The sequence below is a fragment of the Thermomicrobium roseum DSM 5159 genome, from assembly GCF_000021685.1.
Classification (GTDB): domain Bacteria; phylum Chloroflexota; class Chloroflexia; order Thermomicrobiales; family Thermomicrobiaceae; genus Thermomicrobium; species Thermomicrobium roseum.
Map to the genome: position 1 here is coordinate 565,345 of NC_011961.1, position 15,774 is coordinate 581,118.

The 15,774-nt window shown below is 64.3% G+C and carries 12 protein-coding genes, 1 tRNA gene and 1 pseudogene; 6 read left to right on the forward strand and 8 right to left on the reverse strand.

Annotated features, from left to right (window positions below; genetic code table 11):
* Nucleotides 1-116 precede the first annotated feature (116 nt).
* Nucleotides 117-1,262 (forward strand): hypothetical protein, encoded by a 1,146-nt coding sequence (locus TRD_RS11780; RefSeq protein ID WP_012642832.1) that lies wholly within the window; start codon nucleotides 117-119, stop codon nucleotides 1,260-1,262.
* A gap of 20 nt (nucleotides 1,263-1,282) precedes the next feature.
* Complete coding sequence (locus tag TRD_RS11785; protein ID WP_012642959.1) at nucleotides 1,283-2,383, forward strand: M24 family metallopeptidase; 1,101 nt, start codon at nucleotides 1,283-1,285, stop codon at nucleotides 2,381-2,383.
* 8 nt (nucleotides 2,384-2,391) lie between these two features.
* Here the strand turns inward: TRD_RS11785 and TRD_RS13945 are convergent, their stop codons facing one another.
* Together TRD_RS13945 and TRD_RS11795 are read right to left on the reverse strand one after the other, a co-directional pair.
* Nucleotides 2,392-4,662 carry a diguanylate cyclase domain-containing protein gene (locus TRD_RS13945; protein WP_012643069.1) on the reverse strand — a complete coding sequence of 757 codons (2,271 nt, stop codon included), beginning with the start codon at nucleotides 4,660-4,662 and terminating at the stop codon, nucleotides 2,392-2,394.
* 109 nt (nucleotides 4,663-4,771) lie between these two features.
* Nucleotides 4,772-6,055 (reverse strand): MFS transporter, encoded by a 1,284-nt coding sequence (locus tag TRD_RS11795; RefSeq protein WP_012643130.1) that lies wholly within the window; start codon nucleotides 6,053-6,055, stop codon nucleotides 4,772-4,774.
* Nucleotides 6,056-6,145: 90 nt separating this feature from the next.
* Between TRD_RS11795 and TRD_RS11800 the strand changes: the two genes are divergently transcribed.
* The 3 genes from TRD_RS11800 (at nucleotide 6,146) to TRD_RS14940 (ending at nucleotide 7,977) form a co-directional block, all read left to right on the forward strand.
* A complete protein-coding gene (locus TRD_RS11800) occupies nucleotides 6,146-6,598 on the forward strand; it encodes a hypothetical protein (protein ID WP_012642454.1) in 453 nt (150 codons plus the stop codon).
* Between the two features lie 487 nt (nucleotides 6,599-7,085).
* Nucleotides 7,086-7,161, forward strand: a tRNA-Lys gene (locus TRD_RS11805).
* Nucleotides 7,162-7,659: 498 nt separating this feature from the next.
* Nucleotides 7,660-7,977, forward strand: coding sequence for a PCYCGC motif-containing (lipo)protein (locus tag TRD_RS14940; protein WP_012642643.1), 318 nt, complete (start codon nucleotides 7,660-7,662; stop codon nucleotides 7,975-7,977).
* Between the two features lie 143 nt (nucleotides 7,978-8,120).
* Here TRD_RS14940 and TRD_RS11815 read toward each other — a convergent pair whose 3' ends face one another.
* Both TRD_RS11815 and TRD_RS11820 read right to left on the reverse strand, forming a co-directional pair.
* Nucleotides 8,121-8,951 (reverse strand): DegV family protein, encoded by an 831-nt coding sequence (locus TRD_RS11815; protein ID WP_169302314.1) that lies wholly within the window; start codon nucleotides 8,949-8,951, stop codon nucleotides 8,121-8,123.
* 18 nt (nucleotides 8,952-8,969) lie between these two features.
* Nucleotides 8,970-9,611 carry a glycerol-3-phosphate acyltransferase gene (locus tag TRD_RS11820; RefSeq protein ID WP_012642379.1) on the reverse strand — a complete coding sequence of 214 codons (642 nt, stop codon included), beginning with the start codon at nucleotides 9,609-9,611 and terminating at the stop codon, nucleotides 8,970-8,972.
* Between the two features lie 94 nt (nucleotides 9,612-9,705).
* On the opposite strand from TRD_RS11820, the gene TRD_RS11825 reads away from it, so the two are divergent.
* Nucleotides 9,706-11,289, forward strand: a complete 1,584-nt coding sequence (locus TRD_RS11825) for a DAK2 domain-containing protein (protein ID WP_012643210.1) — start codon at nucleotides 9,706-9,708, stop codon at nucleotides 11,287-11,289.
* 242 nt (nucleotides 11,290-11,531) lie between these two features.
* Here TRD_RS11825 and TRD_RS11830 read toward each other — a convergent pair whose 3' ends face one another.
* The 4 genes and pseudogenes from TRD_RS11830 to TRD_RS11845 form a co-directional block, all read right to left on the reverse strand.
* The gene (locus TRD_RS11830; protein ID WP_012643091.1) at nucleotides 11,532-11,897 is read right to left on the reverse strand and encodes a hypothetical protein; all 366 of its coding nucleotides are present in this window, start codon (nucleotides 11,895-11,897) and stop codon (nucleotides 11,532-11,534) included.
* 1,009 nt (nucleotides 11,898-12,906) lie between these two features.
* Nucleotides 12,907-13,842: a U32 family peptidase gene (locus TRD_RS11835; protein ID WP_012642555.1), complete on the reverse strand. Its 936-nt coding sequence runs from the start codon at nucleotides 13,840-13,842 to the stop codon at nucleotides 12,907-12,909.
* A 21-nt stretch (nucleotides 13,843-13,863) separates the two neighbouring features.
* Nucleotides 13,864-15,027: pseudogene (locus TRD_RS11840) on the reverse strand (ABC transporter permease).
* On the reverse strand, nucleotides 14,936-15,772 hold the full coding sequence (locus TRD_RS11845) for an MBL fold metallo-hydrolase (protein ID WP_012643301.1): 837 nt from the start codon (nucleotides 15,770-15,772) through the stop codon (nucleotides 14,936-14,938). Before TRD_RS11845 ends, TRD_RS11840 begins: the two are co-directional and overlap by 92 nt.
* Nucleotides 15,773-15,774: the final 2 nt, after the last annotated feature.

Sequence of the window (15,774 nt, forward strand, 5' to 3'; positions counted from 1 at the left end):
GACCTCCGGCTGCACGCAGTGTACCATGCACCTGTGCCGTCTCCGCTCAGCTACCCGTATCCAGAGAGATCGGGTACGATCGGCACGGTGCCGGGGCACCTGGGAGGGAGAAGACGATGTCGGCTGTCGATTGGCTTCGTGAGCGCCTGAGCGACCGCACGCTGTTCGATCATTCCTGTCAGCCGCCAGAGCGTCTCTCCACTCGTATCCCCCCCGACTACCTACGACGCTGCTTCATGCCCGAATCGCTTCCGGACACGTTGCGGCAGACTCCCTATACGGTCGCTTATCGTCTCGCCCTGCGTTGGCTCGCCCAGTACCTCGGCTGCGATCCGACCGAGGAAGCGATCCTGCACGCCAGAGCCGAACGTTCATTCGAGGAATACGTTCAGCTGCTCGCCGAGGATGCTCGACTCGGCCCCGCCTGTGCACTGTCGTCAGCGGACGAACGCGTCTACAGCCCGACCGAATGGGCCGCGCTGGTCCAGCGGCCAGTCGCTGAACTCGTCGCAGTCGAACCGCTCGCGGAGAAGCTGCTTCCCCACTGCACCTCCTGGGACGAGCTGCGGACACTCCTGGCACAAGCGCTCGCCGAAGCCGTCGGCCGAGGCGCGGTCGCGCTCGTCAGTGATTTCCCGCGACGAACGTCGCTCGCCATACAACCGATCGATGTCGCGACGGCGGACCGATCCTTTTACGAAGTCCGTGCCGAGATGGACGCCGGCCTCTTCGAGCAGCTTCAGCATCGCCGACTCTTGTACGCCCTCTTCTGGGTCGCCCTCGAAGTCGCTGCTGAGCTGACCATTCCCCTGCAAATCGTGTTGCCGAGGCACCCGGCTCGGGACCCTCATGCCGATGACCCCGCATACCTGAGGACGGTGCTCGATGAACCCCGTTACCAACACGTGCCGATCGTCCTCGTCAGTCCGTTGCGACTTCATCCGCACGCCATCGCACTCGCTCGTCAGTATCCGCAGGTGCTCCTCGATCCTGGACCGAGTTTCCTGGCCTACCCTGGTTTAGCCAGTGCAACGATCCGCGAGTTGGTCACGAGCGTGCCGACCCTCAAGCTTCTCGCCTCCACTGGCGGGCATTTCCTTCCCGAGCATCAATGGTTCGTCGCCCGGGTTTGGCGTCTAGCGCTCGTCGAGGCACTCGGCTCGCTCGTCGAGGACGGGCTGCTCACCCTCGCTGAAGCCGAAATGGACGCCATGCTCATCCTGGCGGGGAACGCCCAGCGAACGTATCGCTTTCCGCGATGACCATGCCTGGGAGGATACCGATGCACGACGAGATCGCTCAGCGACTGACCCGCTTTCGCCACGCGTTGGTCTCGAGCGGTATCGACGCTGCGATCGTCGGGCCATCCGCTGACTTCCGGTATCTCACCGGCCACCCGGCCGCATCGAGCGAGCGCCTGCTCGCGCTCGTTGTCCCGCAGGCAGGTGAAACCTTCCTCTTGGTTCCAGAACTGGAATCGACGCGCTTCAGCGAGACGTTACCGTTCAGCTTGCGGACCTGGAAGGACGGTGAGGATCCCATTCGCCTGCTCGCAGCGCACCTGGAGCGCCTCGGAGTAGGAACGATCGGTGTCAACGACGAGTTCTGGGCCGCGTTCCTCCTACCACTCCAGGCTGCACTGCCGACGCGCAACTTCACCCGCGTGAGCCTGATCCTCCAGGCACTACGGCGCATCAAGAGCGCCGCGGAAATCGCGTTGGTGCGCGAGGCAGTCGCACGGGTCGACGCCGCCTGGCAACGGTTCTGCGCGAGCGAGCACCTAACCGGTCGCACTGAGCGCCAGGTCGCTCGCCGCCTCACGGAGCTTCTCCTGGAAGAGGGCCTCGACCACGTCGCATTTTGCATCGTCGCCAGTGGCCCCCATGCCGCTTCGCCGCACCACGAGCCGACGGATCGGATCATTCAGGCCGGCGATCCCGTGGTCATCGATGTCGGGGGTCCCTATCACGGCTACTTCGCTGACCTGACCCGAACACCAGTCGCTGGTTCCCTGGCCGACCCGGACTTCGCCACCGCTTACGAGGCCGTACTGGAGGCCCAGCAAGCAGCCTTCGCCGCCATGCGACCAGGCGCAAGCTGCGAAGAAATCGACCGGATCGCGCGGGACGTCCTCGCGACGCATGGCTTGGCTGAAGCCTTCCTCCATCGTCTCGGCCATGGTCTCGGCCTTTCCGTCCACGAGCCGCCTTACCTCGTACAGGGAAATCCCGAACGGTTGGAGCCTGGGATGATCGTCACCGACGAGCCGGGCGTGTACCTCCGCGGTCGTTGGGGGCTCCGGATCGAGGATGTCGTGCTCATCACCGCAGAAGGCGCCGAGCGGCTCACCCGCGCCCCGCACGAACTCCTTGCACTCCCTTGAAGGCTGATTCAGGGCGACCATTCTCCGGCGATGGCGATCGAATTGCCACCCCGCCGCTTGGCGGCATACAGCGCTTCGTCAGCTGCTCGCAACAATGTTTCTGGCGTGTCACCATGCCGCGGCGAGGCTGCCACCCCGAGCGAGATCGTCAAAGAAACGACCTCGTCGCGCACCTGGAACGATGTGTCGGCGACCGCTCGCCGCAAGCGTTCAGCGATGTCGTGCGCCACTGCGAGATCCACGCCAGCGAGGACCACCGCGAACTCGTCACCGCCGTAGCGGGCCAAGAGGTCACTCGGTCGGAGCGAGCGCGCCAGTCGTTCTGCGACCGCTTGCAGAAGTGCGTCACCGAACAAGTGGCCTTTGGTATCGTTGAGAACCTTGAAACCGTCGAAATCGATCAGGATCACTGCGACGTGCTCGACGCGCCGATCGCCCAGGGCACGGCGCAAGTGATCGAGCAGGGCTCGGCGGTTCGGCTGTCCCGTCAGCGGGTCGGTCAGTGCCTTCCGTTCGAGTTGCTCGGTCAGTTCCACCTGGCGCATCAACAGCTCCAGGTGCACTGCCACGTTCAAGGCGAGGCGCAAGTCCTCTTGATCCAACCGGTGACCGCGCCGGCTCTCGATGTTGAGAACTCCGATCGGCTTACCCTCCCGCCGCAGGACAGCCACGACTTCACTCTCCATCGGCAGATCTGGTTGCGGATCGAAGTAATCTGGATCTTGCCGAACATCGACAACAAGCTGAGCACGATTCTCACGCACTGCGCGTCCGGTCACTCCGCGATCGGCCCGCCACTCGTTGAACGTCAGCCCACCCTCCACGCGGACCGCCCGGCCGACGAATCGTGTACCGTCAGCACTCAGCAGCGCCAAGCCGACGAGTGCATAGCCGAACTCGCGCTGGAGACGGTCCGCCACCATTTCGAAGGCCGAATCCAAATTGCGATCCTCCGATACCATACGAGTCAAGTCGTGCAGGAGCTCCAACTCCATGAGACGGCGTCGCTCGAGCGTCACGTCTCGGAGTACCAGTTGAACTTGTGGGAACCAATCGCGCGTGCTCATCGGTAACTCGATGACACGTGCGTGGAACTCGATGATGCGGAGGTGCTTGTCCAGCGTCAGCACAGGGATAGTCGCTTCCGCTGCCGGAGCACCGACTGGGCGCTGGCACCACTCCTCCCACGGTATCGGCGCGAGGGAGCGCACGACCTCGGGTAGCCGAGTACCGGCTAGCCGTTCCGGACGCTCGTATCCCAAAAGGCGAGCGGCTGCCCCATTCGCCAATCGCACGGTTCCGTTCAGCTCGCAAAGCAGCACCCCGACCGGTTGTTCTTCCACCAACGCGCGGTACTGCTGCTGGTTCAAGAAAAGTTCGCGCCTGACCTCGCTGATTGCCCAGGCAGTCGCCAGCGCCTCCGCCGCCGCATCGAACAAGCCAATCTCCTCGCGATTCACTTCCTCATATCGCCGGAAGTAGATCGAAAGCAACGCAGCGACGCGACCAGTCCGACGCACTGGCACCACGATACCCGCTTCCAGTCCACATGCTCGGCGCACCGCGGCGTCGGTGATCACTCGCTCGTCAGTCGAATCAGGGCGCATGTCCACCGGTTGCACCACCGATTCCAGCACCCGCTGAACCAGTTCGGCTGCCCGGCCCTGAGCACGCTCTTCCACTTGGCGAATGAACTCCTCCGGTAGACCGACGGCTCCTTCGCAAACCAGCCGGTCTTGCTCCCAATCGATCCGCCACAGCCCGAGCGCTGCGACATCGAGGATGCGCTGCAAAAGCAGGAGACTCCGTTGCATCCAATCAGGACTCAGCTCCGCCAACAAGGCGAGGTCGGTTTCGACCTGTCGGAGCGCGTTGAATCGCAGGAACTGGCGGCGTTCTCGCTCCTGTCCCTGCGACGCGAGTGTGCGTGCGAGCGCGAAGATGCGCTCCAAGTCGACCGCGGTTACCGGGTCGTACAGCACCGCACCGAAGCCAGCAGCCAGCAGTTCCGGTTCCGCTCCGCGCTCGCTCCGCACCAGCGCGACGAGGAGCATGCCGGAACTGGCCGCTTCAGTGAGTTCCGATGTATGAGGGGTCGAGATATCCGCATCGAGAAGCACCACACGGACACCCGGTACACGAATACCCTCAGCCGGAGGAACCCACTCCTCTCGCTCTTGGACACGCCGCACACCCAGTTCCCGGGCGATCCTCGCGATCGCTCCTCGCCGAACTGGATCCTGATCGATGATGAGGAGGTCGAGATCGTCCCATGCCATCACAGGAGCAGTCCCACGAAACCCTTCCCTCCCAAGACGTACCGTGATCGTATCCGACCGTGCGTCGAGCCGCTGTAGGACTTTCTTCCTATCCCGTCAGCACGCTGTGCTACTCCGAGGGCGAGGGTTTCGCTCGAGGTTTCCGGTGCCCGGCACCAGCCGCTTCGAACAGCTCTTCTCCGCAAAATCGCCAGAGTTCCGGAGCCCACCAGCGAGACGCCACCGCTACCAGGACACAGCCCACCCCGCCGATCACCATCGCACCGGCTGGCCCCACAGCACCTGCGAGCACACCGGCTTGGAACTGTCCGAGTCGCGGGCCACCTGCCGCAAAGACCGCTGCAATCGCTCCCACCCGGCCGCGATAGGCATCAGGGGTCGCCAACTGCCGGACGGTATGGCGAAGCGCCATAGCGACCGCGTCCAAGGCTCCCGCTAGTGCCAACAGGAGGAATGACAAGACGAACAGGCGACTTATGCCGAAGACGGCCAGCGCCGCACCATACCCGACGACGACCCAGGCAACCACCTGGCCCGGCCAACGCGGTGTCGGCAGCAGCGCGAACAGTCCTGCCCCGACGATCGCTCCAGCACTGGGGGCTGCGAACAAGAGCCCGAGTCCATCTGGCCCGACCCTGAGAACGTCGCGAGCGAACACGGGGAGAAGTCCCGTCGAGGAGGCCAGGAGGACTGCAAAGAAGTCGAGGAGCATCAGTTGCCAGAGGAGCGGACGGTGGCGGACGAACCGCAACCCGTCCATGAAAGCAGTCCACCCCCGCCGCTCGAGTTTCGGCACGGGCAGATCGCGCCGCATGGCCAGCAAGGCTGCCACCACAGCCAAATAGCTCGCGGCATCGACCCAAAATGCGGCGGCCACACTCACATGCGCGATCACCAGCCCACCTAGGGCCGGCCCAGCGATGGCCGCCACATCCCAGGCCAGGACATTCAAAGCCAGCGCGTTGGCGAGTCGTTCGCGAGGTACCAGCAAAGGAATGAGGGCCTGACGAGCCGGTGCATCGAACGACATGGCTGCTGCCGAGGTGAACGCGAGGAGATACAAGAGCGGGAGCGACGTCATCCCCAAGGAGACCACGAGCGCGAGCACTCCCAAGAGAAACGCGGCCGTCGATTGCGTGAGTAAAAGAAGTCGACGCCGATCCATCTGATCGGCCAACGTGCCGCCGAAGAGCGAGAGCACCATTGTCGGGATCGCTCGCACCAGAGCCACACCGCCGAGCTGTGCCGGCGATCCTGTCAAGTCATAGACCAACCAGCTCAGGGCGACGGTCTGCATCTGCGTGCCGAGCATGGAGACGAACTGCCCGGCCCAGAGCAAGCGAAACTCCCGGAACCGGAGCGCAACCAGCGCTTCCCCCCAGCGAACTCGCACCTGCCTGCCCCCGAAACGACATCTGCGAGACACTTCTGCCGGCAAGCCTCGACCGATGGTACACTGCGCGCGAACGAAAGGATCGTCCGCATGCACGCTCCCATGACTCGCGCTATCCTCTACGGCTTCCTCGGTGCAGTCGGAACCGCCATAATGGTCGGTGTCCCCACGGCACTCATCCCGAATCCCGTTTTCGGTCGCATGATTCCACCGGACGAATTCGACTACCTGGTTTTCGCTGCGACCGTCATCCTCGCTTCGGCCCTCGCCGCCACCTATGCCTGGCCACTCGCCTGCCCGCTCCCGGAACGACGCATCGCTGCTGGCTCCCTCGCCACCTTCTTCGCAGTCGGGTGTCCGACATGCAACAAGCTCGTGTTGCTCCTACTCGGGAGTAGCGGGGCGGTTCAATGGTTTGCCCCTCTGCAGCCACTCCTCGGTATTGCCGGGCTGGCCCTGCTGGCCTCGGCTCTCATCTACCGGTTACGGCTGCTCGCTCCGTTTTCTCACTCCAACCAGCCGAAGCGCGCCGCCCTTGACTGACCGAGACAGGGGTCACTTCTGCAGTAGTCTTGTGCTTTCTCCCCTGCTCGTCACTGTTCCAGATTGCACCAGAAAGGCGAGGAACGAACAGAGCGCGGCGACTCGTGGCACGTGCTTGTCGTGCGTCTCTCGCCGGAAGGCAGTCAGTCCAGCTCAGGCACAACTAGGATCTTGGGTAGTGGAGATCACCCTCCCCATCCACCGTCGAAAGTCTTTCCCTGAGCGCGATCCAACACTGGGCTCCATGTCGTCCTCTGCCCTCAGGAGCATCTTCGCGCGCGGTGCACAACGCCGCCCGTCGGCTTCGACCACTGCTCCGATCCGCCGATCGAGAGCGGAGTGGTCAGTGCGCCGCGGCGAGACGTTCAGTCGGTCAGGGTTGTCGACATCGCGAGCCCTTCAGGCCACCTCTGGCCCATCCAGGGCTACACTCCGCTCTTGCACGCTCGACCCCTCCCGTGTATACTCTGTGCGGTAGACGACGTTTGGGCCGCTAGCTCAACTGGTAGAGCAGCTGACTCTTAATCAGCGGGTTGGGGGTTCGAGTCCCTCGCGGCCTACCACAGAAAACTGCTCGGAGACACGAACTCGAAAGACCGGTCGGGAAGCGATATCCGGCCGGTCTCGCATTTTGACCGCCGTTTCGGCCACAGTCAGTCGCAAGATATTCGCTCGAGCACTAGCGTCGGCCATCGTCGAGGCGCTGCTGCCGTCTCCTCCGGTAACCGGCAGACGCACTGTAGGACAAATGACCGAGATTGGCATTCGAGAAGAATTTGGGTAACACCCTCGATACGACACCAGACCGATGAGGCAGCCAGGGTTCCGTATCCGGACGCGCGGCACCGTGAACGAGGCTCGTCGCTACCCGGTGCGGACGGATCGCTCGCACAGCCACGACTCCGCTCGCATCACCGGCAAGGTTTGGATCCCAGCCCCGTCACCTGCCAGCAGCGCCAGACCAGCGCAGAGTTTGCTCGATCCGACCGCCGGGAGTGCTGGCTCCGCTATCATTCTCCTGTCGGGCCAGGCCCGATAGCGAACGGGGAAAGGATGTCACCGTGTATTCCCGTCGTTCTCTTCTGACCGGTTTTCTCCTGTTACCACTGCTCGCTGCCTGCGGGCGGTCGCCAGCCAAGGACCGCCACGACGAACTCATCGCCTGGCCGGCCCAAGATCGTTGGCCGCCGATCTTCTACCAGGCTTCGACTGAGGCGCAGGAGGCATACCGCTACGCCGTGACTCACCCGCAGATCCTGCAGTATTTCCCCTGTTACTGCGGGTGCGTGGAATGGGGGCACCGCTCGGTCCTCGACTGCTCCGTCCGCGAATTCCGTGCCGACGGATCCGTCGTGCTCGACAGCATGACCTTCGGTTGAGGAATCTGCATCGACATCACGCGTGACGTGATGCGGCTCACGGCAGAAGGACACTCGCTCCGCACGATCCGTCAGTACGTCGAGGCAACCTATAGTAGCCTCGGCCCGGGCACGAACACACCATGGCCGCCGGAGTGAGTCCGTCAGGCAGGCGACTCCGCACAGTACGCCAACCCGAGTAACCCCGGTCCGGTGTGGATGGCCATCGCCGCCGTGAAGGGGGTGACGAACGATTCCACGACCTGGAATCGCTCCTCGATCGTCTGCCGTAGTTCCGCTGCTTCCTCGGCCGCTCCCGCGTGCAGCACCCCCACGTGCACCGGCCGTTCACCCACGTCCTGCTCCATGCGACGCAGCATCGCCTCGATCGCTCGTCGGCGCGTCCTGACCCGCTCCAGTGAGACGATCTTCCCATCCCGCAGCGTCAAAATGGGCTTGACCTGCAGCATATCGACTGCCAGCTGGGCGAGCCACGGCGCACGCCCGCTCCGCACGAGATAGGTAACGGTGTCCAGCACAGCGAAAAACCGCACCTGTGACCGGAGTTCTTTGACCCGGCGCACGATCGTCTCCAAGTCCGCCCCCTGCTCAGCCAAGCGTGCTGCCGCGAGAACGAGAAAACCTTCCGCCATGGTCGCTGCTCGGCTATCGACGACGCGGATCGGAATCCGCTCGATCAGTCGAGCTGCCGCCGCCGCAGCCTGTACCACACCAGTCACGCCGGAGGAGACGTGAATCGACACGATCCCCGTCGCGATGCGCGACAGCTCCTCGTACGTGTCGAGGAACTCACCCACGGCCGGCTGCGCCGTCGTGAGCACTTCTCCCGCTTCCAGCCACGCGAATGCCTCCTCCGGCGTCACATCGATGCCATCGCGATAGACTCGCTCGCCGCGAACGATGCGCACCGGCACCACACGGATGTGGTAGCGCTCGACGAGTTCGAGGGGTAAGCACGCGATGCTGTCAGTCACGACCGCGAGCACGGTAGGTCAACCCTCCATCGCGGGAGGCCACCGCTCCTCATCGCGATCCAACCAGAATCGCCGCCAGAGAACAGTCTGCCGAGCAACCGGATCACGCGGAAGTCGCCGCCGGTTCGCTTCCAGCCGCTTGACGATCGTGATCGCGAGCATACCGAGACTGCCCCGCAATGCCGCGTCGGATCCACCGAGCGCGATGATCACGCCCGGTAACGAGAGGAGCCCGAGCAACGCGACCACCGGAGTGCGCCGCACGAGCCTTCCGATCGCCAACGCGGCGAGCACGACGAAGACTCCCATGGGGAAGACGACGAGCAGGAATCCGAGAAACGGACTGATCCCGCGCCCACCGCGAAAGCCGAGCCACAGTGACCAGTTGTGACCGACGACGGCTGCCAAACCACACGCCATAGCCAGCTCCGAACTGGCTCCGACCTGTAAGGGCAGTACGGTCGCGAGGTACCCCTTCAAGACGTCGATCAGACCGACCGGAACCACCGCCCAGCGCGCGACCAGATAGTAGACTCCCGAGCCACTGATCGTCGGCGAGCGCTCCCGCAGATCGACTCCCGCGAGGAGCTGGGCAGCGATCTGAGCGGTCGGTACGGAGCCGAGGAGATATCCGGCGAGCAGCAGAAGCACGCTCTCCATGTTGGCACTCCTATTGTCTATGAGTATAGAAACAGAGCGCTCGCTTGCTACAATCGGCCCGAACGGGGCGAGTACGAGGCAACAGGGCGGAGCGATGGATCACCCGTTCGCCGAGCACGTGACGCGAGAATCCGAAGTCGCTCGACAGTGTTGGGACGGCTGCACCTTCGTGGCCGCACTCGAGGCTGCCGTCCTCGCTCTCGGCGAGCACGCCGCGAGTCTCGACGCCTTGAACGTGTTCCCGGTCGCCGACCGAGACACCGGCACGAATCTCTTTTTGACCGCGCAGGCAGCTTTGCGGGCCGCCCGCGCGGCGAGCGACACGAGCCTGACTGTGGTGACGCGTTCTGCAGCCCATGCTGCACTACGAGCCGCACATGGCAACTCCGGCGTGATCCTCAGCCAGTTTTTCCGCGCCTGGGCCGAGATCGCTGCCCAACGCGAGTACCTCGATGCAGCAGCCATGGCAGCCGGCTTCGCCCGAGCCGACACGCTGGCTCGGCAGGCACTTTTAGAGCCAGTCGAAGGCACGATGATCACCGTGCTCCGCGCGGCTGCGGCAGCTGCCCAGGAGGCGGAAGCCGCTGGTCTCCCGCTCGCCGAAATCTTGGCGCGCGTCCGCGACGCCGCTCTCACCGCGGTCGCCCGGACCCCAGAACTCTTGCCGATTCTGCGCCAGCAAGGTGTCGTCGATGCAGGTGCACAAGGGCTTGCCGTCCTCCTCGATGCTTGGGCTGCTGCCGCTCGCGGGGAACGGCCCACACTCGCGCCGCTGAGGACGACACCGCCACCGACCCACTCAGGTGCTGGCGACCCGGTCGGGTACTGTTTCAACGCGCTGCTTCGTGTTCTGAGCGATCGACGCGACGAGCTCCTCCGAACGCTCGCGCCGTACGGCGAGTCGATCGAAATCGTCGGTGATGACGCGCTGCTGCGTGTGCATCTCCATACCCAGCAGCCGGATCTGGTCATCGCGTGTCTCCGTGCGTACGGCAGACTCGATTCGCTGGCCGTAGAACCGCTCTCTGCAGATGGACAGGAGACGATCCTCACGGAAGCACGTGGATCCGCTCTGCTCGTCTTGTCTCCTGCGCCCACGATCCGGGCATGGGCTCGTCGCTCAGGAGCGCTCGCTCTCGCTCCGAGTCCGACGCTCACCGAACCCGAGCGGTTGGCTGCTCGACTCGCTACGCTGCCGGTCGATCGTCTCCTCGTGCTTCCTGCGCGGCAGGAAGACGCAGCGCTGGTTCGAGAGGCAGCCCGTCAACTGAAACAGCCGACGCTCGTCGTTCTCCCAGCGCACTCGCTCGCTGCTCAGTTGACCGCCCTCCTCGTCTACGAGCCAGGTCAGGGGGATCGCGCTGAAGAAAAACTGGTCGATCTTCTGACACGTCTACGGACAGTCGAGATCGACCAGGAGGGTACGTCCGCGACACCACGCTGGATCGCTCGCAGCGGTCCGTGGCACGCAATGCATGCAACGCCGGAGGAGGCACTCCGCGCGGGACTCGCGCACCTGCATGCCCAGGAGGCTGAACTCTGCACCCTGGTCATCGGCGAGGCGATCGGTGAGGTCGCAGGACTCCACCGAGCCATCCGTGCCCACTGGCCGCACCTCCAGATCGACTTCTTCTGGGGACACCAGCCGGCACCAGCACTCTCCATAGCGCTCGAGTGAATCGACGTCCGGTAGCTACTCGCTCAGTCTTGCCCCTCGTCATCAACCGTAGAGAGCGAGAGGCACCGCGTCCATCCCTGATGAGGCGAGTCCGTGCGCGAGACCCACGACGGTGTCCGCCAATCTGCGTACACGAGTCCGTGGCAAGGAGAAAATACCAGCGCAGTCGGTGACCTGCCATCAACCGTGGCGTTTGTGGGGTAATGGATTCCCTTCACCCAACAGAGCAGGAAATGCGATCACTATCCGTCCACAGGGTGGACACGCTCTGGCGAAGGTATCGCTGGTTCCACTTGGTTCCTTTCGCGCAACCAGCGTAGGAAGAGCAGCCAGGCCAGTTCGCGTTGGTCGAACTGCGGAAGCAACTCCGGAGACACCGGCGTTTCCAGCACAGCCCGACGCGGCAATCGTTCGACGAGCGCGTTTGCCACCAGATCGGTCCGCTCACCCAGTCGTGCCCGCGGAATCAGCACGGATGCTCCCCCATCGGCCAAGAGGACGATCCCTTCCCGGCTTTCCGCCCAGCCGACAACCGGCACGCCCCGGCGCCAGAGCGCAGCGATCAGTTCGGAGAGACCTGTTGTGCGCACGCTTGGACGCGTCTCCATCGCTCATGCTCCCTCGATCAGGAGCATCGGCAATCCTCGAAGGAGGGAATGTAGCACATTTGTCCCAAAGCATGTCGCCATCGGTCTCGACGCTGTCATCGAAGCCGGCCGCCTGTCGCCCGCAGCGGAAGAAGAAGCACGGTAGCGCAGCACTGCACCTGCGTGACGACGGACTGAGAATCACCGGGAGAGCTATCCGCAAAGAAAGTGGTCAGCTCGCCTGGCTGCCCCCTGGACACGCGGCACGCCACGCGCGACAACTGCAACGCCCGCAATCCGGGCGATGGGCAAGGCGACGAGCTCGTGAAACCTGTCGAGGTCGGAGCGTTCGCTCGAGCACCTCGTACATTGGGGCCCACCCAGCGCCCTCGATCCTCGCTCATCTGACCCTTGCTCTCGCCTTCCGACCCCTGAGGGTGGAGCAACCGCTCGGTTCACTCCACGAGTTCGTTCGGGAACTCGAGCGAGCGCCGCATTACCGCTACTCATCGATCCATTGCATCGAGACTCTCTCGCATCCATTGAAGGCTCGGCTGCGAGACCACGACAAGCCGGAGCGGTCGAGGTCGCAAACGAGGCAGCCCACCGGGGAGCACGCCTCGCTCCACCATCCGCGCACAGCTTCTCTCGGCAACGCGTGCCGACGGCAGCTCGGGAGCGTTGCCCGCCACCCCGCATCCGAACCCCCGCGGGGACGAGACGAGCGGCCAACACGCCGCTCGTTCTCGAGCCATCACCTCGTGTCGGCTATGGAAAGCGACGACGCGCGCAGCCACGCCCTCGTTCCGCAATATGGTCAGTCAACGCTCATGTCGTGCGCTGCCTTCTGGAGCACTGATGCAGGACCATCGCTCCCTTCGCAGCCCATCGCACAGGCTGGAACCCCGCTCGCTGGGGGCACCCGCTGCAGGACACCGCTCCAGCACACTCCCCTGCTGGAAGAGCAGGAACTCCATCGCCGCGCGTCGCACGCGGCACGCTCACCGACCGTCCATCCCACGCTGCGGTCTCACCGGTCCACGACCGGGAGTGCCAGACCAGCGGCTCCTGGTCGCGACCCCACCGCGTCCGGATAGTACCGGTGCAACAAAGCGAGTCCGATCGCTGCTCGGCGGACTCGCTCCCGCCCCAATTGGACAGCCAGCTCCTCGAGATGTCGCCCTGACGGATAGATGTTCGGGGCGTTGCGGAGCCCGAACTTGAGATAGACAGGCGCGCACACGCGGACGATCTCCGCGATCTCGTAGTGGCGAACGAACCCTCCTACGTCGTCCGGCACCTCCACGTAGATGTCGAGAGGCACATCGACCGCGGCTCGGATCGCGGCGAGCTGCGCCAAGCTGAGATCGGTCACGACGTTGTACGTGTCCGCTCCTAAGCGGACCAGCAACGCGACCGAGGCCGGATTGGCTGCCCCCATGAGCACGCTGACCTTGAACTGCATATCGCGCGGTAATTCACCGGCCCGCCGCATCTCGCTTGCCACCCAGAGCGCTCCCTCGTCAGCGAGCAGGACGCTCCGGATACCCAAGTCTGCTGCCCGCCGCACGTCCTCCAGGCAATGCACCAATTGCTCCTGGCCACGCAGCTTGGCACTCACCAGCGCCCCGGCCGGCGTACGGGCCATCGCACCAATATCCCACCCCGCACTCGGTCGCGCGAAGAGGCTCACCTCCATGCCCTCGGCTGCTGCCAATGCCGCCATCTCGCGGATCTCCTCGTCGGTCAGCAGCATCACGCCGCTTCCCTGCGAGATTCGGTGGACGACGATACCGTGCCGCTTGGCTTCCTCGATCACGGCGGCGAGAACACGCGGTCCCTCGGTACTCGGAATCTCGATCCGATACTGCGCCCCGTCGGGAAAGCGCTTGGTGCTGGTCGGCAGATCATGGAGATCACCCCGTGGCAAGCCCAGCCGCTCGAGAAACGCTCGTGTCCGCTCCACCCGACCCTCCCCCGTTTCGACTCAGCGGCGGGCCCGTCGCACTCGCATCCGCCGCCGCTTCTGCATGATGTCCAGCGCCACCGCAAGGATGATCACGGTACCAGTCACGGCCTGCTGCGCATAGGTACTCACGCCGAGCAGAACCATGCCGTTTTCCAGCACTCCCATGATGGCCGCACCGAGAACAGCGCCTAGCACCGTACCCTCACCGCCCATGAGACTCGTGCCACCGATGATCGAGGCGGCGATCACGGGGAGCTCGAAACCGAGCCCAGCGGAAGGCTGCGCTGAGACGAGCCGCGCGACAAGGATCAGCCCAGCCAGCGCAGCCAACGTCGAGCACAAGACATAGACCAGCAACTTCACGCGCTCGACCGGAATACCGGCCAAGCGGGCCGCTTCCGAATTTCCCCCAACCGCATAAATGTAGCGGCCGTAAGTCGTGAAGCCGAGAAAGATCGTCCCCAGAATCGTCAGAACGATCATGATGATGACCGGCACCGGGACGATCCACACATAGCCTTGCCCGAGCCAGATGAACGCCCGGTAGTCATACGGCACGGTCACCGGATACCCTTAGGTGAGCACATAGACGAGCCCGCGCCCGATGCTCAACGTCCCGAGCGTCGCGATGAAGGGAGGCAGACCGACTCGGGTAATGAGCAGTCCGTTGACCAGTCCCACCATGGCCCCGACACCGAGACCAGCCAGCATCGCCAGCGGCAATGGAACCCCACGCTCCAGGAGCATCCCGGTCGAAAGACCAGCCAGTGCGAGTACTGAGCCGACCGAAAGGTCGATCCCACCCGTCAGGATGACCATTGTCTGGCCGATCGCCACGATGGCCGTCAGCGAGAAAGCTCGTGCCAAACCGAACAAGTTGCCAGTGGTCAAGAAGGCATCGGTCGTGATCGAGAGAAAGAGACCGAGCACCAGCAGCGCGACCAGGATGTTGAACTCCCGGAAACTGGTGAGCCGCTGCAGGAGCCGCCGCCCGGCTGCACCGGTCATTGCCTGATCCGTACGGCGCTCCGTCACCGGAATCGATTCGCTTAGGATCCGCTCCTGCTGCGGCGAACGACTGTCGATCTCGTCACAGCTCCTCCCGACCCACGGGCTGCACCAGCACCGGCTTGCCCGGCCGCAGCACCAGGACATGGACCGGCAGCTTCCGATCGTGGACATAGCGAACGAGTGCACCAGGGTCAGCCAGATTGGCCGCGAACATGTCGTAGTGAAGGGGAATCAGGAGTTCGACGCCGATGTCCGCCGCCAGATGTGCCGCCTCCCGAATATCCAGGTTGCCCACGATATCCATCTGCTCCCGATACCAGTCCCGGCCATTGATCGGCAGCATCGCGACCTGGGGTCGTAACGCGCGCACCGTCTCGGCGAGGCCTGCGTACGCGATCGTGTCCCCGGCATGGTACAGGCGCACGCCAGCCAGCTCGACCACGTAGCCGAGAAAGCGCGGTACGCCATCGACCTCACCGAAGCCATACGCATCAGCCGCATGCAGACCATGCATGGCTGCGACCGGCCAGACAGTGACGTCAGCGAAGACCTCGGCTTGGCCTGGCCGCATTCCCTGCACGCGCTCGCGGTCGATGCCGAGCGCGCCGAACTGGTCGACGATCGGCTGCGGGCAAGCGAAACGCGCTCCCGGCGCCACCCGCGCGATCGCCGCACAGGTCGGCCCATCCAAGTGATCCCAGTGCTCGTGCGTCACGAGCACGAGGTCGACCGACGCGAGTTCCTCCGGCGCAACCATCGGCGGTACCAACCGGTCGGGATGCGGCGAGAGGAACGGATCGATCAGGACGATTCGGCCTGACCCCGCCAGCGCGACGCTCGCTTGCCCGAGCCACACGATCCCGAGCGAGTCGTGTCGCTGCGCCAGCCGCTGAAGAATCGCCGCGACCCCCTCCATCG